Below are 23394 nucleotides of genomic sequence, written 5' to 3'. Positions count from 1 at the left end.
GGACCGGGCGGCCAATGCGCGGGTCGGGGTTGTGCACATACCGCTCTCCTTGCACTCCGCGCCGGGGCCGGCCGCGCGGTTCGCGCGCCGTGTCGTTGTGCGCCGCAACTGCGGCGTCTTCGACGTCGTCGAAGACGCCGCCTTCTTCACTCGCTCGGGCCGGTCGGGCGGCGCGGCGAGGAACGTCAACGCCGGCGTCGCGGTCATACCGCTCCCCCTTCGCGCAGGGCCGCGAGCCGCAGCGCCACAATCGCCCGCCACAGCCCCGCGCGCGGGCACCTCGGCCCGGGCGTCGGGAAAAGCCTGCGGAAGCATCGCGCTCATACCTCGCCCCCTTCGTGGAGTTCGGCGATGCGTTCCGCCGAGAAGCCCAGTTCCTCCAGGACGGTGTCGGTGTCGGCGCCGTGGGGGCGGCCGGTGAAGCCGATGACGCCGTCGTTGGCGGAGAGGCGGAAGAGGGGGCCCTGCATGAGGAGGGGGCCGAGTTCGGGGTCGTCGATCTCGTGGATGGTGCCGAGGGCCTGGAACTGGGGGTCGGCGACGATGTCGGCGGCGTCGTAGATGGGGGCGACCGCGGCTTGGGCCTCCTCGAAGGCGGCGACGACCTCGGCGCGGCTGCGCTGGGCGATCCAGCCGCCGACGGCTTCGTCGAGTTCGTCGGCGTGCTGGGCGCGGTCGGCGCCGCGGGCGAACCACGGCTGGTCGGCGAGGTCGGGGCGCCCGACGAGCCGCACCACGCGCTCGGCCACCGACTGCGCCGAGGTGGACACGGCGACCCACTGGCCGTCGGCGGTGCGGTAGGTGTTGCGCGGGGCGTTGTTGATGGACCGGTTGCCCGTGCGCGGCTGCACGGTCCGAAGCTGGTCCCACCGCGTGATCTGCGGGCCGAGCATGGCGAGGATCGGCTCGATGATCGCGGTGTCCACGACCTGCCCGCGTCCGCTGGTGGCGCGGGCCGAAAGCGCGACCATGATCGCGTAGGCCGTGGCCAGGGACGCGACGCCGTCGGCGAGGCCGAAGGGCGGGAGCGTCGGCGGGCCGTCCGGCTCGCCCGTCGTGGCGGCGAACCCGCTCATCGCCTCGGCGAGCGTGCCGAAGCCGGGCCGCGAGCGGTACGGGCCGAACTGCCCGAACCCGGTCACGCGCGCGAGCACCAGCCGCGGGTTGCGGGCCGAAAGCTCGTCGTAGCCGAGGTGCCAGCGTTCGAGGGTGCCGGGGCGGAAGTTCTCGATCACCACGTCGGCCTGGGCGGCCAGCGCCAGGAACACCTCCCGCCCGCCTTCACTGCCGAGGTCCGCGGTGACGGTGCGCTTGTTGCGCCCGAGCGTTTTCCACCACAGGTTGACCCCGTCTTTGGCGACGCCGTGCGTGCGCGACGGGTCGGGGCGGCTCGGGTGCTCGACCTTGATCACCTCGGCGCCCATGTCACCCAGGTGCATCGCGGCCATCGGCCCGGCGAACAGCGTGGACGCGTCCACCACCCGCAACCCGGCGAGCGCGCCGCCGGCGGAATCCCGCGACGTCGTCATGCCGTCACCTCCCAAGCGCAGCGGAAGCCGACCGTCGCGGCGCGCGCCAGGCCCAGGCCGGGCAGCAGGAGCTTCGCGCTGACGTCCGGCGCGTGGCGGCCGCCCGCCACGTACCACTCGGATCCCTCGGCCCGGTAGTCGCTGCCGCCCTTGAGCATCACGAAGCGGGTCCGCCCGTCGGAGTGCTCGCTCTCGGTCCAGTTCCACACGGCGGGCTCGCCCCGGCGCAGGCCGCCGGTCTCCCCCGCCAGCTGCCACTCGTCCTCGGTGGGCAGCCGGCCGCCGCGCCACGCGCAGTAGGCGCGGGCGTCGTCGAGGTCCACATAGGTCACGGGCTCGTCCGGATTCCCCGGCACACCGTCGATCCAGTGGGCGAGAAACCGGTGCGCGTAGGCGGGCCGGTAGCCGGTGGCGGTGAGGAACTCGGCGAACTGAGCGTTGGTGACCTCGGTGCTTGCCACCGCGACGGAAGTCGTGAGCGAGCCCTCGCGCTGGAGGGTCCGGGCGTCGTGCAGCCGCGGCGGGAGCGGCTTCCATTCGTCGACGTAGGGTGCGCCCTGGTACATCCCGGTTTCGCGGGCCTGGTAGCGGACGGTCAGCACATACGGGCCGGCCGGCACCGTCACGACATCAACGTCAGGTCGGCCAGTGGTCCTTTGTGGACTCAGCCGTTCGGCGATCCGGTGCGGGAACCGCGAATGGGCATTGTGGGGCGCCGACTTCAGCGCATCGAGCAGCTCCGGCAACCACGCGGGTTCGGGAGTGCCGTCGGCGAGGTGCAGCACCGCGCCGATGCCACGGGCGGGCACCCCACCCAGCAGATCGAGGACCTTGCCGGGCCCGGCGGGCAGAACGTCACCGGTGTAGTCCGTCTCGCCGCGGTTGACGAGTGTCCACAGTGTCACGCCGTCGAGCTCCCAGCCGGACGCGTAGACGCCGGCGCTGTCGGCTTCGGGCGTCAGCTCGGCGAGCGGGGTCCACTCACCGCCCAGCAGCAGGTCGCCGGCCGCGCGCTGCACGGTCACCATGCGCCGCACGGTCGCGGCGTCGCGGGCCGACCAGCCGACCCACACGCCGAACACGACCTCCCACACCATCACGCCGACGCCGTTGAGCCACGCCGACTGCAGCTCCTCGGAGTGGTCGCGGTGCCAGCGGCGCACGTGGTGCTGCATGTGGCGCCGCTCGTACCAGTGGGCGCGCAGCACGCCGGGCACGGGCGAGTCGGCGAAGAACTGGGCCCACGACGCCGTGTGGTCGGCGATGCGCTCGACCGGCAGCTTCGACTCGCCCTCCAGCACGATCCCGGGACGCGCGGCTTCGAGCCGTTCGACGAAGCCCGGTTCGGCTTTCTTGAGCGTGTCGAGGAAAACGCCGTCGGCCTCGAAGTCGGCGACGAGGGCGGCCAGCTCGGTGAGGTCGTCGGCGCCCCGGCGGGTGCCGACGTCCCACGGGTTGTAGTCCACGAACACGTGCAGGCCGGCGTCGTGCAGGGCCTTGACGAGCTCCGCCAGGCCGGGAACGTCGCGGTAGTAGTCCCACTGGTTGCGGTCGTCGAGGCCGATCACGGGATAGGCGTGCCAGAGCACGACGGCGTCGAGGCCGCCGAAGCGTTCGCGGGCGTCGGCGAGGAACACCTCGGGCGTGAACTTGTGCTCGGCGAAGGAGTACAACAGCTCGTCCCACAGCCAGACCTGCGCCACGGTGTGGCAGCGCGCGGCCCACGCGGCGCCGGGGCGTTCGTAGGCCTCGCCGGTGTAGTCGTGGCGACGGCGGGAATCCTCGCGCCAGCGCCGCAGGTTCTCCCGCCACGCCGGCCGGTCGGCCGGGTCCGCGGGCGCGGCGAAGATCTTGGCCTCGTCGAGGGCGACGAGCTGCTCGTCGGTGAGCGGGGTCAGCGGGACCTCCGCCGGCCGGTCGATCGGACGCGGCACGAGGGGGTCGAACGGGGCGGTCATCGCACCTTTTCTCCGGCCGCGAAAGCCGCGACCTCTTCGGCAGTGGGAACGGCGGCCTGCGCGCCGGGCCGCGTGACGGCCAGCGCCCCGGCCACGCACGCGAGCCGCGCGGCTTCGGCCAGCGATCGGCCTTGCGCGAGACCCGCGGCGAGCACCCCGCAGAACGTGTCACCGGCGCCGGTCGTGTCCACAGTGGTCACCCGGATTCCGGGGACGGTAACAGGTTCCCGGCCGCGTTCGGCCACGAGGCAGCCGTCGCCGCCGAGCGTCACCACGACGGCGGGCACGCGGCCGAGCAGAGTTTCGCGGCCGCCGAGGTCGGCGGCTTCGTGCTCGTTGACCACCAGCACGTCGACCGCGGCCCAGACATCGGCCGGCAGCTCCCGCGACGGCGCGGCATTGAGCACGAACAGCGCACCCGGCTTGCGCACGGCCGCGGCGGCGCGCACCACCGCGAGCGGGATCTCCAGCTGCGCCAGCACCACGTCGGCCACCGCGATCCGCGCGGCCTCCACCTCGCCGATCCGCACGCGCTCGTTCGCACCCGGCGCCACGACGATCGCGTTCTCGCCGTCCGGCGACACGGTGATGAACGCCGTGCCCGTGGCCGCTTTCGTCCGCGCGACGAGGTCGGTCCGCACACCGGCGCCACCCAGCGACAGCAGGATCAGGTCCCCGGCCTCGTCCTCGCCGAGCGCGCCCACGAACGTCGTGTGCGCTCCCCCGGCCAGGGCGGCAGCCGCAGCCTGGTTCGCGCCCTTGCCGCCGGGGCTGCGCCGCAGCCGCCCGCCGAGGACCGTCTCCCCCGCCCGCGGCGGCCGCGGCGCGTCGACGACCAGGTCCACGTTCGCCGACCCGACCACCACGACACTCCCGCTCACGACACACGCTCCCTGCCACCGACGGACCCTGATGAGCCGGCGCTGCTCGGCAACGCGACCGGGATTTCCCCGCCCGCGCTTGCAGCAACGCCGACGAGTGGCGCCGCCGGCGCGAACCGGCGCGTCGTCACGACGCGCGCTCCGCGAGGGCGACCAACCGCGCCGCAAAGACGACGCCCCGCGACGCGTGCAGGATTTCCCCTGCCGCCGCGCTGACGAACCGACCCGACCACCACGACACTCCCGGTCACGACACACGCTCCGCCAGTGCGACCGTCCGGGCCGCCAGGTCGGTGATCTTCTGTTCGCCACCCGGCAACGACGTCGCGATGCGGCCGTCCAGGGGCTTGACCCACTGGGCGCCGATGCCGTCCACGCCGCGCAGGGCGCCGACCACGCCGCCGACGGTGGCGGCGGCCGAGTCGGTGTCCCAGCCCGCCGTGACGGCGAGGGAGATGCTCGGGCCGAACTCGCCGGCACCCTGGGCGAGGGCGTAGGCGATGACGGCGGCGTTGCCGAGCACGTGGACCCAGTGCAGGTCGCCGTAGGCGGCGTGGAGGCGGTCGAGGCCGGTGCGGATGTCGCCGGAAGACGCGGCTTCGCGGCCGAGGCGCACGGCCTCCGCCAGCCGGCTACCCGGCGGGATCACCGTGAAGGCGGCGTCAAGCACCTCGTCCACCGACGAGCACACCATCGCCGCCGAGGCCAGGGCCGCGGCCCACATCGCGCCGTAGACGCCATTGCGGGTGTGGCTGAGCCGGGCGTCGGTCCACGCCAGGTGTGCGGCCGCGCGCAGGTCGCCCGGGGAGACCCAGCCGAAGACGTCCGTGCGGATCAGCGCGCCGATCCATTCGCGGAACGGGTTGAGGTGCGTCGCGGTCTCGGGTACCGGGCGGGCGTCGAGGATGTTGCGGTAGGCCGCTCGCTCGGCCGTGAACACGCGCCCGGCCGGGAGGTTGTCGAGCCACAGCTGGGCGACGTCCTCGGTGGTGAAGCCGCGCCCGCGCGTCTCGAGCAGGGTGAGCGCCAGCATCGGGTAGTTGAGGTCGTCGTCCTCGGGCATGCCGTGGATGTTCTCCGCGAGCGACGTCGGCGCCGAGCGCTTGTTCCACGGCCAGCGCGCGGCGACGTCGGCAGGCAGCCCGACGGCGGTGAACCACGTCTCCAGCGGCCACCGGCCCGTGGCGCGCAGGATCTCCTCGATGCCCTCGCGCGGGATCTTCTCCACCGGCTTGCCCAGCAGGCACCCGGCGGCCCGCCCGGTCCACGCGCCGAGGACCCGCCCGTCGCGCAGGCCCCGCGGCAGGGACGGCGCGGCCGGCAACGTGGCGACGATCGCGTCCCAGTCGTCCGGCTCGTCGGGCGCCGAAGCGACCGGCCGGGCGGAGAGCTCGTCGAGCAACGTGCGCGCCAGGGCCCGCAGGGCGGGCGGCGCCGGGTTCGGCCCGGCGCCGCTCACGGCGGGGACGGGGTCGCCGCCCGCCGCCACCCAGCGTTCCCGCACGTCCGCGGTGTCGCGACCCTCCACGGAGGACTGGACGAGCTCGTGCGCGAGCAGGTCCTCGGGCTGGGCCCAGGTCAGCCTCACGCCCGCGCCCCCGCCTCGACGGGAAGGGCACCGTCCAGGCCGTCCAGCGCCTTGACCCGGGCCTGCGCCCGCTCCCGGTCGGCCCGCATGATGTCGGCCGCAGCCGAGGCCAGCACACGGCCGGTCTCGACGATGTCCATGCGGCTGGCCTCGCTGATCGGGTCGAGCCACTCCGCCGGCACGACCTGGGCACCACCGAGGGCCGCGCAGATCGCCCCGGCCATGGCGGCGATCGAGTCCGCGTCACGCCCGTAGTTCACGGCCGCGAGCACGGCACCCCGGAAGTCACCGCGGTGCGCGAGCACGAACGCGAGCGCCGCGGGCAGCTCCTCGATGGACTTGGTCCGCGACGGCCGCCGCGCGTCCAGCGACATCTGCCGGTACTCCGGCCCCACCGAGTCGAACGGCGCCACGACTTCCCGCACCTTGCGGGCCAGCGCGCGCTCCTCCTCGTCGGTGGCCGGCGCCGAGGTGGTCCCGCCGAAGGCATCGATCACCGCGCGCAGCGCCTCCGCCGTGCCGTCGTGCGCGAGCTCCAGCGCCGCCGCGGTCACGTCGCCCAGCGTCGCGCCCGGGGCGGCCGCGGCCGCGACCAGCGCCGCGAGGACGCCGGCCGCTTCCCGGCCGTAGCTCGACTGGTGCGCGCCCGTGAGGTCGATCGCCTCGGCGTAAGCACCGCGGGGATCACCCGCGTTGACCACGCCCACCGGCGCGACGTACATTGCCGCACCGCAGTTGACGACGTTGCCCACGCCCGCTTCGCGCGGGTCCACGTGTCCGTAGTGGAGCCGGGCGACGATCCACTTCTCCGCCAGGAACACGCGCTGCAGCAGCAGCGCCGTGGACTCCAGCTCCGGCACCCACTGCGGTTCGCCGATCATCAGCGGCACGAGGTCCTCGGCCACTGCGAACGCGTCGAGGTGCTCACGGCGCTTCGCGTAGACCTCCACGAGCGCCCGCGTCATGAGGGTGTCATCGGTGATGTGCCCGTCGCCCTTGTGGTACGGCGCGATGGGACGCGCGTCGCGCCAGTTCGGGTACCACGGTCCCACGATGCCGGTCACGCGGCCGCCGTGGCGTTCCTCGATCTGCTCGGGGGTCCACCCTTCGACGGCCCCGCCGAGGGCGTCGCCCACGGCCGCGCCGGTGATCACCGCGACGGCCCGGTCTTCCAGCCAGGTCAAGAGAATCGTCTCCAGTCCCAATTCGTTTTGTGGTCACACTTCAGTTGGTGGTAACGCTCTTCCAGCCGTTCTGCAGCTGGGTCGTCAAGCCACCGGCGTCGATCTTCTGAGCCAGGAACTGCTGGTACGCCGGGGTGGCGATGGTGTCCTTCCACTGCGGGTACTTGCTCGCGAACAGGTACGGCGCCGACGTGATGTACTGGCCCGAGGCGAGGATCTGGTCCCAGCCGGTCTTGCCGGCGAGCTTCGTGGCCAGCGCCTGGCGCGCGGAGTTCGTGGGCGGGATCAGGGCGTCGGCCTCGTTCATCGCGGCCAGGTTGTCGGTGTTGGTGAAGTAGTCGATGAACTCGGCGGCTTCCTTGACGTGCGCGGAGTCCTTGTTCACCGACAACGTCTGCGGGCTGGCGGCCTGCGCGGGACCGGCGGGGCCGGCCAGCGGCGGCAGCGTGACCCAGTCGAAGCCCTTCGGCGCGTCCTTCGCGATGTTGGCCGCCTGGTAGGAACCCTGCACGGTCATCGCGGTCTGGCCCGCGTAGAACGGCGCGAGCGCCTTCGAACCCGACTGCGTCAGCGTGACCGGCAGGATCGAGTGGTCCTGGTAGGCCATCTCGTCGACGAGCTTCGGCAGCGCCGTCTCGCCCTCGCCCACCGTCAGGTTGGCCTGGTCACCGGTGCCCTGGAAGTACTTGCCGCCGAAGCCGGGGGCCAGCGCGACGAACGCCGCCGTCGGGCTCGACAGGCCCCAGCCGAGGCCGTAGGTGGACCCCTTGGTGGTGGCCTTGGAGATCTGGCGCAGCTGGTCCCACGTCATGGTCTTGCCGGTCGGCACCGCGACCCCGGCCTGCTGCAGCAGCTTCTTGTTCGCGAAGACCACATAGGACTGCACCTCGGTCGGGAACGCGACGACCTTGCCGCCGAAGGTCACCGAGTCCAGCACGCCCTTCTGGAAGTCGGCGCGCTTGGCCTGCGAGAGGTACGGCGTGAGGTCGGCGAGGTAGTCGTCCTCGGCGAACGGCTCGATGCCCGCCGCCTCGTAGTGCACGATGTCCGGCGCGGTGCCGGCGTTGAACTGGGTGATCAGCTTGTCGTAGACGCTGTCCCAGCCGGCCTGCACGATCTTCACCTGCACGTCGGGGTGCGCGGTGTTCCAGGCGCCGACGATCTTCTGCGTCTCGGCGATCGCGGCCGGCTGGTCGGACAGGGACTGGAACGTGAGGGTGACGGGGCCACTCGCGTCACCGCTGCCGCTGCCGCACGCGGCGACGAGCAGGGCGGTGACCATCAGGCTGGCGGCGGCCAGCAGGCGTCGTGTCTTCATCGACCGACCTTTCGGGGATTTCTGTTGGGGGATTTCGGGGTTGGCGGTTTCGCGGGGTCCGGGCGGGTGCGGGGTCATCCCTTCACCGCCCCGGCCATGAGCCCACTGGTGAGCTTCCTCCGCAGGATGCTGAAGAAGACGATGCTGGGGATCGCGGCGAGCACGGCCCCGGCGGCGAGCGGTCCGAGGGCGGTCTTGCCCTCACCGCCCACGAACATGTTCAAGGTGATGGGCAGCGTGTAGTTCTCGGGCGACTGCAGCAGCACCAAGGCGAAGAAGAACTCGTTCCACGAGGACACGAAGCTGAACATCGCCGTCGCGACCACGCCGGGGGCCAGCAGCGGGAAGACGATCGTGCGCAGCACGGTGAACCGGCTCGCGCCGTCCATCGCGCCCGCTTCTTCGAGCTCCGTGGGGATCGCGGCCACGTACCCCTGCAGCATCCACAATGCGAACGGCAGCATGTACGTTGTGTGCACGAGCGTGAGCCCGACGAGGTTGTCGGCCAGCCCGAGCGTCCGCAGGATCAGGAACAGCGGCAGGATGATCAGCACCACCGGGAAGACCTGGCTCACCAGGATCCAGCCGACACCGGCGATGCGGACCTTGCCCTTGAGCCGGGCCAGCACGTAGGACGCCGGCACGGAGATGATGATCGACAGCACCGTCGAGGCCAGCGCCACGAGGAGGCTGTTCCACGCCGAGTGCAGAAGTCCTTGGCGCGTCAGGGCTTCGCTGTAGTTCTCCCAGTGCCACTCCTGCGGCAGCAGGTTCACCGTCAGCGAGTTGAGCTCACCCGAGGACTTCACCGAGGCCGACATCAGCCACAGCAGGGGGAACCCGAGGAACAGGATGTACAGCGCCAGGGCCACGTACTGGGCCGGACGAACGAGCAAGCGCATGGCTCAGCGCCCCTTTTCCGCGCGGTCTTCGGTGCGGAACTGCGACCGCAGGTACACGGCGAGGATCAGCACCACCACGATCACGACGACGAGTCCCATCGCCGCGGCGTAGCCGATCTCGCGGTTCTTGAAGGCTTCCAGGTAGATGAACAGCACCGGGACCATCGTCTTGCCGCCCGGCCCACCGGCGGTGAGCACGTAGACCAGCGAGAACGAGTTGAAGTTCCAGATGAAGTTGAGCGAGGTGATCGACGTGACGATCGGGCGCATCGCCGGCCACGTCACGGCCGTGAACTTCCGCCACGCGCCCGCGCCGTCGACCGCCGCGGCCTCCAGCAGCTCGCCGGGGATCTGCTGCAGCCCGGCCAGCAGCGTCACCGTGGTCTGCGGCATCCCGACCCACACGCCGACGACGATCACCGCCGGCAGCGCCGTGGAGAAGTCGCCGAGCCAGTTGATGTCGCTCGGCAGGCCCACCGCGCCGAGGAACGCGTTGAGCGGCCCGCCGTTCGCGGAGTAGATCATCTGCCACATGATCGCCACGACCACGGGCGGCATCGCCCACGGCACGAGCGCGAGCACCCGCGTCAGCCCCTGCAGCTTCAGGCCGGAGTTGAGCAGCAGCGCCAGGCCCATCGCCGCCGCGAGCTGCAGCAGCGTCACGCCGACGGTCCAGATCATGCCGATCCGCAGCGAGTCCCAGAACAACGCGTTGCCGCCGAGGCGGGCGAAGTTGTCGAGGCCGGCGAAGCTGTAGTCGGGGTGGCGCACGAGCCGGGCGTTGGTGAACGCCAGGAACACGCCGACCACGAGCGGCGCCACGCTCAGCACCAGGATCGGGATCAGCGACGGCAGCACCAGCGCGATCGCCTCCCGCCGGCGTGTGCGCGCCATCGGCTTCACGCGTTTTTTGGACCGCGGGGCCGGGGGCTGCGCGGTGGGGCGCTTCGGCTCGGTCAGGGACGGGGTCGTCATCGGTCACCTCGCTCGGTCCCGGGAATCAAAGTGGGTGCAGGGGGCACGGCCGGTTCGGTTCGCTCGGGCGCCGGCCGCGAGGGCCGTTCGCCGGTGGAGCACCCGTCTTCGGCCGGGCGTTTTCGGATGCCCACAAGCCGCACTGTCATCGCGCACCCCGTTCGGTGGCCGTTGTGGTGGATTCGCGCACCACGAGCTCCGCACCCACCGACACCTGCCGGGCCGGCTGGCCGGGGTCGTCGGCGAGCTGCAGCATCAGGCGGGCCGCGGCGCGCCCGCGTTCGCTCGCGCCGAGGGACACGCTGGTGAGGCTGGGCTGGAAGACGCGGCCGATCTCGGTGTCGTCCATGCCGGTCACGGCGACGTCCTCCGGCACGGACAGACCGAGTTCCCGCACGGCGCGGATGGCGCCGATGGCGAGCAGGTCGTTGGCCGCGACGAGCGCGTCCAGCTGCGGCGTGCCCTCGGGCACGCGCGCCAGGATCCGGCGGGCGGCCTCGAGGCCGGCGCCGACGGTGAAGTCCTCGGCGGTCTCCCGCTCGATGCGCTCGGCCGCGAGGTCGCCGGCGTTGACCGCGGCGTCGAAACCGCGCTGGCGCGAGGCACCGGGCGTGGTGTCGAGGGGACCGTTGAGAAAGCCGATGCGGCGGCGGCCGATGGCGTGCAGGTGGCGCACCGCCTCGCCGATCCCGCCCGCGGAATCGGTGGACACGGAACTGATGCCGCGGTCGTCCATCGCGCGCCCGATCACCACGACGGGCACGGGGGCCTGCTGGATCTCGGTGATCAGGCCGTCGTCGGTGCGCAGCGGGCTCACGATCATGCCGTCCACGAAGCCGCTGCCGAGGCTGCGCACCAGCTCGATCGTCGAGTCGGAGGTGTCCCCGGTCGACATGACGACCACGCGGTAGCCGTGCGGCGCCAGCACCTCGTGGATCGCCCGCATCATCTCGACGTAGACCGGGTTGCCGATGTCCGCCACCGCGAACGCGACCTGGAACGTCTTCTTCATCCGCAGCGACCGGCCGATCGCGTCGGCGCTGTACCCGAGCTCCTCGGCGGCAGCCCGGACGCGCTCGACCATCGCCTTGCTCGCACCCACGCCGTGCAGCGCACGGGAGGTGGACGCCAGGGACACCCCAGCGCGCTCGGCCACCTGGATCAGCGTGGCCCGTGTTGACGTCATCGTCGTTCGTACCTCGGAAGTGGTCTCGCGGATCTGGAAACGTTTCCAACTTGCGATCGGGCCGTTGGAAACGTTTCCAACGGGATTAATCACGATAGTGCACCCCGCGGAGCCACCGTGTCAACCAGCGGTACACCACACCGTGACCTCCGCGCCCGGCCGACGCCTGCGACCTGCGGCGCGGCGGTTTTCCGGGCACGGAAAAGGGGGCGGAGACCCGTGGTCCCCGCCCCCTTCGGAGGTCACCGGGAGCCCGAAGGCCCCCGCGTCACGCTCAGACCAGGTCGTAGCGGTCCAGCATCATGACCTTGTCCCACGCGGCGACGAAGTCCTTCACGAACTTCTCCTTCGCGTCGTCCGCGGCGTAGACCTCGGCCACGGCCCGCAGCTCCGAGTTCGACCCGAAGAGCAGGTCGACGCGGCTGCCGGTCCACTTGACCTCGCCGGTGGCGCGGTCGCGGCCCTCGAAGGCCTCGCCGTCCTCCGACACCGTCTTCCACTCCACGCCCATGTCGAGCAGGTTGGTGAAGAAGTCGTTGGTCAGCGCGCCCGGCGTCTCGGTGAACACGCCCTGCTTCGACGCCTGGTAGTTGGCGCCCAGCACGCGCAGGCCACCCACGAGCACGGTCATCTCGGGCGCGCTCAGGTTGAGCAGGTTCGCGCGGTCGATGAGCAGGTACTCGCTCGGCAGGCGGTTGCCCTTGCCGCGGTAGTTGCGGAAGCCGTCGGCCTTCGGCTCGAGCGGCACGAACGACTCGGCGTCGGTCTGCTCCGCCGTCGCGTCGGTGCGGCCCGGGGTGAACGGCACCGTGATGGTGACGCCCGCGTCCTTCGCGGCCTTCTCGACACCCGCGGCGCCGCCCAGCACGATCAGGTCGGCCAGGGAGATCTTCTTGCCGCCCGACTGGGCCGCGTTGAAGGCCTCCTGCACACCTTCGAGCGTGGTCAGGACCTGCGCCAGCTCGTCCGGGTTGTTGACCTCCCAGCCGCGCTGCGGCTCGAGGCGCAGGCGGGCACCGTTGGCGCCACCGCGCTTGTCCCCGATGCGGAACGTCGAGGCCGACGCCCACGCGGTGGACACGAGCTGGGCCGTGGTGAGGCCCGAGTCGAGCAGCTTGGCCTTGAGGTCCGCGACGTCGGCGTCGGTGACCAGCTCGTGGTCGACGGCCGGCACGCGGTCCTGCCAGATGAGGGCCTCGTCCGGGACGAGCGCGCCGAGGTAGCGCTGGACCGGGCCCATGTCGCGGTGCGTCAGCTTGTACCAGGCGCGGGCGAAGGTGTCCGCGAACTCCTGCGGGTTCTCGTAGAAGCGGCGCGAGATCGGCTCGTAGATCGGGTCGAAGCGCAGCGCGAGGTCCGCGGTCAGCATGCCGGGCGCGCGGTTGAGCTCACCGGTCTCGGGGTCCGGCACGGTGTTCGAGGCGGCGCCGTTGGCCGGCTTCCACTGGTTCGCACCACCGGGGCCGGTTTCCAGCTCCCACTCGTACTCGAACAGGTTGTGGAAGAACCAGTTGCTCCACTTGGTCGGGGTCGGGGTCCAGGTGACCTCGATGCCACTGGTGATGGCGTCGCGGCCCTTGCCCGAGCCGAAGCTGTTCTTCCAGCCCAGGCCCTGCTCCTCGAGCGGCGCGCCCTCGGGCTCGGCGCTGACGAACTCGTCGGCGTCGGCGGCACCGTGGGTCTTGCCGAAGGTGTGGCCACCGGCGATCAGGGCGACGGTCTCCTCGTCGTTCATCGCCATGCGGCGGAACGTCTCGCGGATGTCGCGGCCCGAGGCCACCGGGTCCGGGTTCCCGTTCGGGCCCTCGGGGTTGACGTAGATCAGGCCCATCTGCACGGCGGCCAGCGGGGCCTCGAGCTCGCGGTCACCGCTGTAGCGCTCGTCGCCCAGCCAGGTGCGCTCCGGGCCCCAGTACACGTCCTGGTCGGGCTCGTACACGTCGGCGCGGCCACCGGCGAAGCCGAAGGTCTTGAAGCCCATGGTCTCCAGGGCGCGGTTGCCCGTGAAGATCATCAGGTCGGCCCACGAGATCTTCTTGCCGTACTTCTTCTTCACCGGCCACAGCAGACGGCGGGCCTTGTCCAGGTTGCCGTTGTCCGGCCAGCTGTTCAGCGGGGCGAAGCGCTGCATGCCGGCGCCCGCGCCGCCGCGGCCGTCTTCGATGCGGTAGGTGCCGGCGCTGTGCCACGCCATGCGGATCATGAAGCCGCCGTAGTGACCGAAGTCCGCGGGCCACCAGTCCTGCGAGGTGGTCAGGACCGCGTCGACGTCGCGCGCCAGCTCGTCGAGGTCGACGGTCTGGAACTCCTTGGCGTAGTCGAAGTCCTCGTCCATGGGGTTCGCCACGGCCGAGTGCTTCCGGAGGATCGAGAGGTTGAGCTGGTTGGGCCACCAGTCACGGTTGCTGCCGCCCTCGGTGGGGTGCGCGATGCGCCCCGTGTGGACGGGGCACCCGCCCGCGCTCTCCACGTTCATCTCGCCGACTTCGGCGTTGGGGGTGTCAGACACGGGAATCCTTCCGGGAATCAGTGTGGGTAACGGTGTTGCAGTCGGGGCACAGGCCCCAGTAGATGACCTCGGCCTCGTCGATGACGAAACCGTGGTCGTCCGACGCGGTCAGGCAGGGCGCGGCGCCGACCGCGCAGTCGACATCGGCGATCGCACCGCACGACCGGCACACGACGTGGTGGTGGTTGTCCCCCACCCGTGCCTCGTACCGCGCGACCGAGCCCTCGGGCTCGATCCGCCGCACGAGACCCGCGGAGGTCAGGGCGGCCAGGACGTCGTAGACGGCCTGGTGGGACACCTCGCCGAGATCCGCGCGCACGGCACCGATGAGCGACGCGGTGTCGGCGTGGGGATGATCGTGCACCGCGGACAGCACCGCCATCCGAGGACGCGTCACCCGCAGAGCCGCTCCGCGTAGCATGCGCTCGAAGTCCGAAGTCGTTGGCACGCCTGGCAGTGTGCCGCAGCTTCTGGAATCAATCAAGAATGACCCGCCGTCGTGAACCTGCCGGATGACCCGCTCCCACCGTCACACGCTGGGGGGTCGCCGTAAACTTACAGTCACGGAAACTTCGCGCGAACCCGGGTGAGCCCGGAGGTTTCCCGCTGCCGGCGGCCACTCTGGACGTTCAGGCACCGGTGTCCGGGCGGCGCGAGGTCCGTACCGGTTTCGCACTCGCCGGGCTTTTCGCGACCGGGCTTCTCACCCCGGTCGTCTTGGTGGCGGCGTCCTTCACCGCCGGACGCCGCGTGCGCGCGAAGTGGCCCAGACCCGACTCCAGCAGCCGGGCGGCGCGGAGCACGTCGGTGGTCACGGCACCGCGGATCCGGGCCGGGGTGCGGCCCGCGTCCACGTGCTTGGCGAGGCTGCCGAACTGCACGCGCCACAGCCCGGTGAGCGCGATCGCGGCGAGCTGCGGCTCCGGGTCGGCGGTGGCCAGGCCCGCGCGCACGGCCAGCAGCCGCGCGGCGCCGGCGGCGAGCTCGTCGAGCAGCTCGCGCTGGTAGGCGGCCAGCGCCGGCGTGGAGCGGATCAGCTCGCCGTAGCGGCGGAACCCCGCGCCCGCGGCGCGGCGATCACGCTGGTCCTCCAGCCAGCCGGTGACCGCGGCCAGCTCGCCGGCGAGGATGCGCAGCACGGCTTCGACGGGCGTGCGGGCCGGGTCGCCGAGTTCGACGCGCAACGCGGCCAGCGTCGCGTCGGGCCGGTCGAGGATGAGGGACTCCTTGGCGGGGAAGTAGTTGAAGACGGTCTTCTCCGACACGCCGCCGGCCCGCGCGACGTCGGCGACGCGCACGGCGTCGAAGCCGCGCGCCAGGAAGAGCTCCGTGGCGGTGTTGACGAGCAGGCGCCGGGTCTCGCGCTTCTTGCGCTCGCGCAGGCCCTCCGCGGGAGCCTCGTCCCGCGGGGTCCGCAACGCCGCCCAGTCGACCCGCCGTCCGCCCACGGAACCGAGAATAGCTTGAGGACACGGGATTTCCGGCGAGTCAGCGGCGCGGCACGCTGCCCCGCACGGCCCATGCCCGAGCCGTGAGGGTGATCGTGCCGTCCGCGGCGATCGGCAGCCGGGCGCGCAGGAGGTCGCGCAGGGCCCGGCGGTGGTCTTCGGGCAGCTGCACCGCGTACGCGGGCGCCGGACCCTGCCCGCCGAGGAAGGGCAGCCAGTAGTCGTCGAAGCCGGCGAACGCGGTGCGCACGCCGATCGCGCGCACCACCACGCCGGTCAGGCCCGCGTCCGTCCACAGTCGACTCAGCGGATCCGGGTGGCACAGGGGAAAGCGGCGGCCTTCGTCGAGGTCCGCGACGACCGGGTCGAGCTCGGCCGCGACGTCCCAGAACCAGCGCATCAGCTCCATGCCCTCGGCGTAGTCCCACACGTACGCGGTCACCACTCCCCCGGGCTTCACGGCCCGGACCCAGTCGGTGACCGCCCGGTGCGGATGGGGCACGAAGTTGAGCGCCAGCCCGCTCACGGCGGCGTCGAACGCGTCGCCGGGCACGGGCAGGGCTTGCGCGTCGCCGACCACGAAGGCCGCCCGCGGGTCGGCGGCCAGCCGGCGGGCGTGGGCGACGAACGGCACGGCCCGGTCGACGCCGAGGACGCCGCCGGGATCGGCCGTGGCCAGCACCGCCGACGTCAGCGCGCCGGTGCCGCAGCCGACGTCGAGCCAGCGCGCTCCGGGCGGCACGACCGTGCCCTCGAGGAAGGCCGCGGCGACCCGGCGGCTCCACCGGCCGACGTACCGCTCGTACGCCTCGCCCGACGACCAGTCGCTCATCGTCCGAACCTACGCCCGCGGGCAAGGTCCATGGCTTTACATTTCTCTTCGACTTGTCAAGCTAGGTGTACATCACTTACCGTCTTGTCAACCACGTCGGACAGTGTCGTTGACGGAGGAGGACGAGATGAGCGAAGTCGCGGGGACGGTGCCCGCCGGCTCCACCGAGTCGTGGACGGACCGCAAGCGGTACCTGTGGCTGATCGGGCTCGTGGTGCCCTCGCTCGCCTTCCTGGCGATCGGGCTGCACGCGGCCACCGGCTGGGGCGTGTGGTTCTGGATCGGGCCGATCGTGATCCTCGTGATCGTGCCCGTGATCGACCTGGTCGCGGGGCTCGACCGCAGCAATCCGCCCGACGACGTGCTCGAACAGCTGGAGAACGACCGGTACTACCGCTGGATCACCTACCTCTTCCTGCCGATCCAGTACGTCGGGTTCGTGGCGGCGTTCTGGCTGATCGGGCGCGGCGACCTGACCGTGGTGGACAAGATCGGGCTGGCCGCGTCCATCGGGTGCATCGGCGGGATCGGCATCAACACCGCCCACGAACTGGGGCACAAGAAGGAGAGCCACGAGCGCTGGCTGTCGAAGATCGCGCTCGCGCAGAGCTTCTACGGCCACTTCTACATCGAGCACAACCGCGGCCACCACGTCCGCGTGGCCACCCCCGAGGACCCGGCTTCGAGCCGCGTCGGCGAGAGCTTCTACCGCTTCTGGCCGCGTACGGTCGGCGGCTCGCTGAAGTCCGCGTGGCGGCTGGAGCGCAAGCGCTACGCCCGCCGGGACAAGCACCCGTTCCGCATCGGCAACGACGTGCTCAACGCGTGGCTGATGTCGGCCGTGCTGTGGGCGGCGATGCTGGTGTGGCTCGGGGTGGGGATCCTGCCGTACCTGCTGATCCAGGCCGTGGTGGGCTTCTCGCTGCTGGAAGTCGTGAACTACATGGAGCACTACGGGATGCTGCGCCGGCGGGTGGGGGCGCCGGACCGGCGCCGCTACGAGCGGGTGGACCCGAGCCACAGCTGGAACTCCAACAACATCGCCACCAACGTGCTGCTCTACCACCTGCAGCGCCACAGCGACCACCACGCCAACCCCACGCGCCGCTACCAGACGCTGCGGGACTTCGCCGAGTCGCCGGTGCTGCCCACCGGGTACGCGGGGATGATCGTGCTGGCGCTCGTGCCGCCGTTGTGGCGGCGGGTGATGGACCCGCGGGTGCTGGCGCACTTCGACGGCGACATCGGCCGGGCCAACATCCAGCCGCGCAAGCGGGGCAGGGTCCTGGCCCGGTACGGCACCCGCGTGACGGCCGAGGAGCGGATCGCCGCCGACACCCGCGGTGACGCCACCGAGGGCGGCATGTGCCCCGGTTGCGGCTACGTCTACGACGAACACCGCGGTGATCCGCGCGAGGGTTTCCCCGCCGGCACGCCGTGGTCGGCGATCCCGGACTCGTGGTGCTGCCCGGACTGCGGCGTGCGCGAGAAGGTCGACTTCGTGGCTCCCGGAAGGGTGGGTGCGTGATGCGGATCGAGGCGAACCGCGAACTGTGCGCGGGGCTGGGCATGTGCGAGGCGATGGCGCCGGACTTCTTCGAGGTCGGGGACGACGGCACGGTGGTGCTGCTGGAGGAGAGCCCGGCCGAGCAGCACCGCCTGGACGTGACGGCCGCGGCCGACGCGTGCCCGGTGCTGGCGCTGAAGGTGCGGGACTGACGTGCGTTCGCCAGTTCGCCGGGACCACACGGGAGGCGGCCTAGGATGACGATCATGAGCGGGGCACCCCGGACCGCACCGCCCGAGGGCGGCCAGCACCGGCAGCCGATCGTCACCGCGGCCATCGAGCTGACGGCGAGCGAAGGCTGGTCGGCGGTCACGATGGCGCGGCTGGCCGAGGCCGCGGGCGTGAGCCGCCAGACCGTGTACAACGAGATCGGCTCCAAGGCCACGCTGGCCGAGGTGATGATCTCCCACGAGCTGGCCCGCTTCCTCGCCGTGGTGCGCACCGCGTTCGACCGGCACCCCGACGACCTGGTCGAGGCGATCTACGAGGCCATCCGCGCCGTGCTCGACCTCGCCGACGACAACACGCTGCTGCGCGCCATCGCGTCGGCGACACACGGCACGGACACGGAACTGCTGCCACTGCTGACCACGCGCGCGGGCTCGTTGCTCACCGAGGCGAAGACCATGCTGATCGAGCGCGTGCGCACCTACGGGCCGCCGCTGGACGACGAGCAGATCGCCGTGGTGATCGACCTCGTCGTGCGCACCGTGCTCAGCCACGTGATGCAGCCGTCCGACACCCCCGCCCGCACGGCCGACGCGCTGGCCTGGGTGGTCGGGCGCGTGCTGGGCACGTCGGCGGCGCGGCCTATGCGCCGCGGCTGACCGGCGGCTGGGGCATGATGGACCCGTGGAGTCGACCAGGGTGGACCGCTGGCTGTGGGCCGTACGGCTGGCGAAAACGCGCTCGGACGCGGCCGCCGCGTGCCGGGGCGGGCACGTGCGCGTGAACGACCGGCCGGCCAAACCCGCCACCACCGTCGTCCCCGGCGACGAGGTCCGCGCCCGGATCGGCCAGACCACCCGCGTCGTCGAGGTCGTCCAGGTCATCCAGAAACGCGTCGGTGCGCCCGAGGCGGCCAAGTGCATCATCGACCGCACCCCGAAACCCCCGCCGGAGGCCGCGATCCCGGTGGCGCGCCGCGAGCGCGGCGCGGGCCGGCCGACGAAGCGGGAGCGCCGCGTGCTCGACGAGTTCCGGTCGCGCTGGGGCTGAGTCAGCCCAGGGTTCGGGCGACGTACTTCGCGGCCTCGGCGATCAACGCGTACCGGGGTTCGTCGTCGTAGGCGGTGCGGTCGGACATGATCGCGAAGACCAGCGGGGGCGCGCCCGGCGGCCGGAGGACGGCGACGTCGTTGACGCGGCCGTAGTCGCCGTGGCCGGTTTTGCCGATCACGCGCCAGGCGGCGGGCACACCCGCGCGGATGGTCTGGGCGCCCGTGGTGCTGCGGGCCAGCCAGTCTTCGAGGAGTGCTCGCTGGTCCGGCTGGAGCGTGGTGCCGAGCACGACCGCTCGATGGTCGGCGGCCAGCGCGCGCGGGGTGGTGGTGTCGCGGGGGTCGTCCAGGGGGTCGCGGTTGAGCTCCGGCTCGTACTGGTCCATGCGGCTGGTGGCGTCGCCGAGCCCGCGCAGGTACGCGGTGAGCCCGGCCGGCCCGCCGGCGTCGCGCATGAGCAGGTTGCCGGCCGTCCCGTCGCTGTAGCGGATCGCGGCGTCGCACAGCTGCCGCACGCTCATCCCGGCGCCGGCGTGGTGCTGGGTGATCGGCGAGAACGAGTTGACTTCGGCTGGGGTGTACGGGATTTTCGTGTCCAGGTAGGACAGAGAGTGGTTCTGCAGCACGGCTGCCGCGGCGAAGGTTTTGAAGGTGGAACAGAAGGCGAATCTTTCGTCGGCCCGGTAGTCCAGCGTGGCTCCGGTTTTCGTGTCGAGCGCGTGAATCCCCAGGCGGGCCTGGTACTTCCGCTCAAGGGCTTCGAGTGGGGCGGTCGACGGCGGGATTGCCGTTTTCGGTGGTGGTGCGGGGTTCGGCGGTGATGCGGGGCTCGGTAGGGCCGGGTTCGCACACCCGGCGATAGGTGCGGCGAGCACTCCGGCGAGCAGGGTCCGCCGCGTGATGCGACGTCGGTCCGCCACGGAAGTTCCTCTCACGATTCCGCGTCCGCCAGGGAGAAGCCCGGGTGGGGGACGCGCGGTGGACGGCCTTCGGGGTGGTATTCGAAGTGCCACCATTCGTTGTCGTAGACGCGGTACAGGTGGTGGGCCGCGCCGTGGAGTTCGAGCCAGTGGGCGCCGTCGCGGGGGCGGATGTCGAGGGCGGTGCCGGTGACGTGGCGGGAGCTCGCCGGGGGCAGGGCGCGCCGGCGGGCCGAGGCGGCGGAGCCAGTGCGGCGGACCTCGGCGGTGAACAGGCGGTCCTGGGCGCCGGCGTCGCGGTGGCCGGAGGTGAGCCCGAGGAGGGTGCCGTGGTGCCAGAGGGCCGCGCAGCGGGCCGCGACGAAAGCGGCGTGGGTGCCGGGCGACAGGCCGCTGAGGTCCTCGGACGGGAAGCGGATGCGGAGCGCCCAGGAGCACGCGACGGATCGTCCGAGGCCGGGCGCGACCAGGCAGGCCGGTGGCCACAGCGCGAAGGCGAGCAGTCGCGTGATCACCCGGTAGCCGAGGTCACGACGCCGCGAATAAGGGTCCGAAGTGGACGGTTTCATGACTCCCCCAGGAGAACGTCTCATCCCAGCGCCTTCACCGCGGCCGCCGTGGCGCGGGCGACGAGGGCGTCGTCGATGGGGGCGTCGGTGGCGAGGTGGTCGGAGAACACGACGAACACGATCGGCGCGCGGCCCGGGGGCCAGGCGATCGCGATGTCGTTGCGGGTGCCGCGGTCGGCGGTGCCGGACTTGTCGGCGACCTGCCACCCCGAAGGAACGCCCGCGCGGACGAGGTTGGTGCCGGTGGTGCTGGCGCGCATGGTGTTCGTCAAGACGGTGCGCAGCGGCGCGGCCAGGGTGTCGCCGAGGGCGACCGTGCGCAGCGACCGGGCCCAGGCGCGCGGGGTGGTCGTGTCGCGGAGGTCGCCGGGCGTGGTTTCGTTCAGGGTGGGTTCGGTGCGGTCGACGTGGGTGGTCGTGTCGCCGATCGAGCGCAGCCACGTGCCCAGCGCGGCCGGCCCGCCGAGCTCGCGGAAGAGCAGGTTGCCGCCGGTGTTGTCGCTGTAGCGCAGGGCGGCGTCCATGATCGCGCCGAGCGTCATGCCGGCGCCCGCGTGTTTTTCGGTGATCGGCGAGTTCGCGACGACGTCGCCCGGCCCGTACTTGATCACGCGGTCGAGCCCCGCCGTCCCCACCTTCTGCAGCACAGCCGCGGCGCTGAACACCTTGTGCGTCGACGCGTACGCGAACCGCTCGTCCGCGCGGTAGGCGACTTCGCGGCCCGAGCCGGTGTCCACGACGTACACGCCGAGCCGGGCGCCGAACGACCGTTCGAGATCGGCGAACGCTTGGTTCGAGACCGTCGGCGAAGCGGAAGTGACGGGCGGCGCGGCGGGCGGCAGAGCCTGCGGCGCGCCGCATCCCGCCAGCGCCACCAATGCCACCGCCGCCACCACAGACTTGCTGAACACCGGGTTCCCCCTTCGGAAGTGATCGACATCCGCAGTCTCACCAAGGTCGTTCATGCTGTCCAAGACAGAAGTGGCCCCTTCCATGCGGAACGGGCATACAGTGTGGTCGTGGACCTGATCGGAAGCTGCCGCGCGTTCGTCGGCGTGAGCGAGACCGGGAGCTTCACGGCGGGGGCGGCGGTGGCCGGCATCCCCCAGCCCGTGGCGAGCCGCCGGATCGCAGCGCTCGAACGCCACCTCGGCGAGCGCCTCTTCGACCGCGCGACGCGAAGAGCCCAGCTCACGCCGTTCGGCCGCGACATGCTGCCGTCCGCGCGGCGCCTCGTCCACCTCGCCGACGCCATGGAGCACGACGCGAAGCGCGCCAAGCTGCGTCCGCTGCGCCTCGCCGTGCCCGGCACCTGCCCGACGCGTGACCTGGCGGAGCTCGACGCCGAGGCCCGCGCGCTCGGCATCTTCCTCGAGTTCCGCCCGGCGCCGCCCGGCGAGCGCGCCGAGCTCGTGCGCACGCAGGACGTGCGCGCCGCCCTGGTGGCCGTGCCCGAGACCGAGGCCGTGTGGACGGTGCCGCTCGGCGTCGCCGCGACGGAACGCCAGCAGCTCCCGCCCGTGGTCCACCTCGAGACGCTGCGCGCCGGCCGTGCCACGAAAGCCGGGCGCCGCCGCGTGTGGATCCAGCCCGAGGACGACGTGCCCCACATCCGCGATCGCGTGTTCCGCGTCCGCGACGCCGTCGGGCTGCAACCGGCCCAGGTCTCCGTCGCCGATTCCCTGACGGCCGCCGCGGCCGCCGTCTACAGTTCCGCCGACCTGCTCCTGTGCTCCCCCGCGCAGGCCACCGAGCTCGGCCTGGGCTGGCGCCCCCTCGGCGTCGCCTCCCTCGCCCGCGGCTTCGACATCGCCGCCGCACTCGGCGAAGACGCCCACCACCTGCGCACCCGGCTGCGGTCCGGCATCGCCCGCTGCCTCGGCGCCTCCGACGAGGAGACCGTGTGAACACCGAATCCCTGCTCCGCGACCTCCGCGAACAACTCGACGACGGCGGCCTGCGCGGCTCCTTCCTCGTGCGCGACCTCCACACCGGACACGAGATCGGCCTCGACGCGGACTGGGAGTTCCCCAGCGCGTCGCTGGTCAAGGTGCCGCTCGCGGCGGCGACGCTGGAGCGCATCCGGCGGGGCGAGCTCGACGGCGCCACACAGCTGGAGGTGGAGCCCGGGCGGGTCACCACCGCCGGGCCGGCCGGGCTGGCGCGGTTCCGCCACCCGGCGCGCGTGGCGATCGACGATCTGCTCTACCTGAGCGTGGCGGTGAGCGACGGCACCGCGGCCGACGCGTTGTTCGAGCTCACGCCGCCGGCCGAGGTCACGCGGATGCTGCGCGAGTGGGGCATCGACGGCGTCTCCGTGCGGCACCCGACGGCGGAGCTGGCCGACACCCCCGCGGAACGGTTCGAGCCCGGCGAGGTGCACCTCGCCCACGCGCTCGCCATTCGCGCGGGCACGGCCGGGCGGGGGCACCCGGTGTCGCAACTGGACGTCAGCCGGGCCAGTGCCGGGTCGGCGCGGGCGTATGTCGCTTTGCTGGAGGCGTTGTGGCGGCCGTCCGAAGTGGACTCCGAGGTGGCGGCGCGCACCCGGGAGCTCATGGCCCACAACCTGCTGCGCCAGCGGCTCACGCCGGATTTCGGGTCCGACGCGACGAAGTGGTCGTCCAAGACCGGCACGCTGCTGAACCTGCGGCACGAGGTCGGGGTCGCCGAGCACGCCGACGGGCAGGTGTTCGCGGTGGCCGCGCTCACCGAGTCGCGGGTGCCGGCGGCGATCCAGCCCGAGGCGGAGATCCTCATGGCCCGGGTCGCGCGCACGATGCGGGACCACCTGCGGTCGCGGTGAAC

22 protein-coding genes are annotated in these 23394 nt (G+C 72.1%); 6 read left to right on the top strand and 16 right to left on the bottom strand.

Annotated features, from left to right (window positions below):
- Positions 1-320 precede the first annotated feature (320 nt).
- The 13 genes from ACFY1H_RS34970 to ACFY1H_RS34910 all read right to left on the bottom strand — a co-directional run bounded on the left by ACFY1H_RS34970 (position 321) and on the right by ACFY1H_RS34910 (position 16310).
- Positions 321-1529 carry a CoA transferase gene (locus tag ACFY1H_RS34970; RefSeq protein ID WP_366578269.1) on the bottom strand — a complete coding sequence of 403 codons (1209 nt, stop codon included), beginning with the start codon at positions 1527-1529 and terminating at the stop codon, positions 321-323.
- The gene (locus ACFY1H_RS34965; RefSeq protein ID WP_386953604.1) at positions 1526-3487 is read right to left on the bottom strand and encodes an SUMF1/EgtB/PvdO family nonheme iron enzyme; all 1962 of its coding nucleotides are present in this window, start codon (positions 3485-3487) and stop codon (positions 1526-1528) included. Before ACFY1H_RS34965 ends, ACFY1H_RS34970 begins: the two co-directional genes overlap by 4 nt.
- The gene (locus ACFY1H_RS34960; RefSeq protein ID WP_366578265.1) at positions 3484-4368 is read right to left on the bottom strand and encodes a ribokinase; all 885 of its coding nucleotides are present in this window, start codon (positions 4366-4368) and stop codon (positions 3484-3486) included. The genes ACFY1H_RS34965 and ACFY1H_RS34960 overlap by 4 nt, the downstream gene beginning before the upstream one ends.
- Before the next feature lie 247 nt (positions 4369-4615).
- Complete coding sequence (locus ACFY1H_RS34955; RefSeq protein WP_366578263.1) at positions 4616-5956, bottom strand: ADP-ribosylglycohydrolase family protein; 1341 nt, start codon at positions 5954-5956, stop codon at positions 4616-4618.
- Positions 5953-7140: an ADP-ribosylglycohydrolase family protein gene (locus ACFY1H_RS34950; RefSeq protein WP_366578261.1), complete on the bottom strand. Its 1188-nt coding sequence runs from the start codon at positions 7138-7140 to the stop codon at positions 5953-5955. The genes ACFY1H_RS34955 and ACFY1H_RS34950 overlap by 4 nt, the downstream gene beginning before the upstream one ends.
- Before the next feature lie 40 nt (positions 7141-7180).
- A complete protein-coding gene (locus ACFY1H_RS34945) occupies positions 7181-8458 on the bottom strand; it encodes a sugar ABC transporter substrate-binding protein (protein ID WP_366578259.1) in 1278 nt (425 codons plus the stop codon).
- Between the two features lie 74 nt (positions 8459-8532).
- Positions 8533-9360, bottom strand: coding sequence for a carbohydrate ABC transporter permease (locus ACFY1H_RS34940; protein WP_386953598.1), 828 nt, complete (start codon positions 9358-9360; stop codon positions 8533-8535).
- Positions 9361-9363: 3 nt separating this feature from the next.
- On the bottom strand, positions 9364-10335 hold the full coding sequence (locus ACFY1H_RS34935; RefSeq protein ID WP_366578257.1) for a sugar ABC transporter permease: 972 nt from the start codon (positions 10333-10335) through the stop codon (positions 9364-9366).
- 145 nt (positions 10336-10480) lie between these two features.
- The gene (locus tag ACFY1H_RS34930; protein ID WP_386953595.1) at positions 10481-11521 is read right to left on the bottom strand and encodes a LacI family DNA-binding transcriptional regulator; all 1041 of its coding nucleotides are present in this window, start codon (positions 11519-11521) and stop codon (positions 10481-10483) included.
- Positions 11522-11795: 274 nt separating this feature from the next.
- Positions 11796-14030 carry a catalase/peroxidase HPI gene (gene katG, locus ACFY1H_RS34925; protein ID WP_386953592.1) on the bottom strand — a complete coding sequence of 745 codons (2235 nt, stop codon included), beginning with the start codon at positions 14028-14030 and terminating at the stop codon, positions 11796-11798.
- Positions 14023-14478 carry a Fur family transcriptional regulator gene (locus tag ACFY1H_RS34920; protein ID WP_366578252.1) on the bottom strand — a complete coding sequence of 152 codons (456 nt, stop codon included), beginning with the start codon at positions 14476-14478 and terminating at the stop codon, positions 14023-14025. The genes katG and ACFY1H_RS34920 overlap by 8 nt, the downstream gene beginning before the upstream one ends.
- 181 nt (positions 14479-14659) lie before the next feature.
- Positions 14660-15478 (bottom strand): TetR family transcriptional regulator, encoded by an 819-nt coding sequence (locus ACFY1H_RS34915; RefSeq protein WP_366578250.1) that lies wholly within the window; start codon positions 15476-15478, stop codon positions 14660-14662.
- A 40-nt stretch (positions 15479-15518) separates the two neighbouring features.
- Positions 15519-16310 carry a class I SAM-dependent methyltransferase gene (locus ACFY1H_RS34910; protein WP_386953588.1) on the bottom strand — a complete coding sequence of 264 codons (792 nt, stop codon included), beginning with the start codon at positions 16308-16310 and terminating at the stop codon, positions 15519-15521.
- A 127-nt stretch (positions 16311-16437) separates the two neighbouring features.
- Between ACFY1H_RS34910 and ACFY1H_RS34905 the strand changes: the two genes are divergently transcribed.
- The 4 genes from ACFY1H_RS34905 to ACFY1H_RS34890 are packed head-to-tail and all read left to right on the top strand — an operon-like array spanning position 16438 to position 19095.
- The gene (locus ACFY1H_RS34905; protein WP_366578246.1) at positions 16438-17838 is read left to right on the top strand and encodes a fatty acid desaturase; all 1401 of its coding nucleotides are present in this window, start codon (positions 16438-16440) and stop codon (positions 17836-17838) included.
- Positions 17838-18029, top strand: coding sequence for a ferredoxin (locus ACFY1H_RS34900; RefSeq protein WP_366578244.1), 192 nt, complete (start codon positions 17838-17840; stop codon positions 18027-18029). Before ACFY1H_RS34905 ends, ACFY1H_RS34900 begins: the two co-directional genes overlap by 1 nt.
- 45 nt (positions 18030-18074) lie before the next feature.
- Positions 18075-18704, top strand: coding sequence for a TetR family transcriptional regulator (locus ACFY1H_RS34895; protein ID WP_386953584.1), 630 nt, complete (start codon positions 18075-18077; stop codon positions 18702-18704).
- 25 nt (positions 18705-18729) lie between these two features.
- Positions 18730-19095 carry an RNA-binding S4 domain-containing protein gene (locus tag ACFY1H_RS34890; RefSeq protein WP_366578241.1) on the top strand — a complete coding sequence of 122 codons (366 nt, stop codon included), beginning with the start codon at positions 18730-18732 and terminating at the stop codon, positions 19093-19095.
- A 1-nt stretch (position 19096) separates the two neighbouring features.
- Here ACFY1H_RS34890 and bla (ACFY1H_RS34885) read toward each other — a convergent pair whose 3' ends face one another.
- From bla (ACFY1H_RS34885) to bla (ACFY1H_RS34875), 3 genes are read right to left on the bottom strand one after another with little or no spacing between them, the layout of a single operon-like run.
- Positions 19097-20017: a class A beta-lactamase gene (gene bla, locus ACFY1H_RS34885; RefSeq protein WP_386953580.1), complete on the bottom strand. Its 921-nt coding sequence runs from the start codon at positions 20015-20017 to the stop codon at positions 19097-19099.
- Between the two features lie 11 nt (positions 20018-20028).
- Positions 20029-20586 carry a D-alanyl-D-alanine carboxypeptidase family protein gene (locus tag ACFY1H_RS34880; RefSeq protein ID WP_366578237.1) on the bottom strand — a complete coding sequence of 186 codons (558 nt, stop codon included), beginning with the start codon at positions 20584-20586 and terminating at the stop codon, positions 20029-20031.
- 20 nt (positions 20587-20606) lie between these two features.
- Positions 20607-21497, bottom strand: coding sequence for a class A beta-lactamase (gene bla / locus ACFY1H_RS34875; protein WP_366578236.1), 891 nt, complete (start codon positions 21495-21497; stop codon positions 20607-20609).
- Positions 21498-21599: 102 nt separating this feature from the next.
- Here bla (ACFY1H_RS34875) and ACFY1H_RS34870 point away from each other — a divergent pair, with 102 nt between their 5' ends.
- Both ACFY1H_RS34870 and ACFY1H_RS34865 read left to right on the top strand, forming a co-directional pair.
- Entirely contained in the window at positions 21600-22493 is an 894-nt protein-coding gene (locus tag ACFY1H_RS34870; RefSeq protein ID WP_366578234.1) for a LysR family transcriptional regulator, read from the top strand.
- Positions 22490-23392 (top strand): serine hydrolase, encoded by a 903-nt coding sequence (locus ACFY1H_RS34865; protein ID WP_366578232.1) that lies wholly within the window; start codon positions 22490-22492, stop codon positions 23390-23392. The genes ACFY1H_RS34870 and ACFY1H_RS34865 overlap by 4 nt, the downstream gene beginning before the upstream one ends.
- Positions 23393-23394: the final 2 nt, after the last annotated feature.

The sequence above is a fragment of the Amycolatopsis sp. NPDC001319 genome, from assembly GCF_042896185.1.
Classification (GTDB): Bacteria; Actinomycetota; Actinomycetes; order Mycobacteriales; family Pseudonocardiaceae; genus Amycolatopsis.
This window is presented reverse-complemented; position numbering and strand designations above follow the sequence as displayed.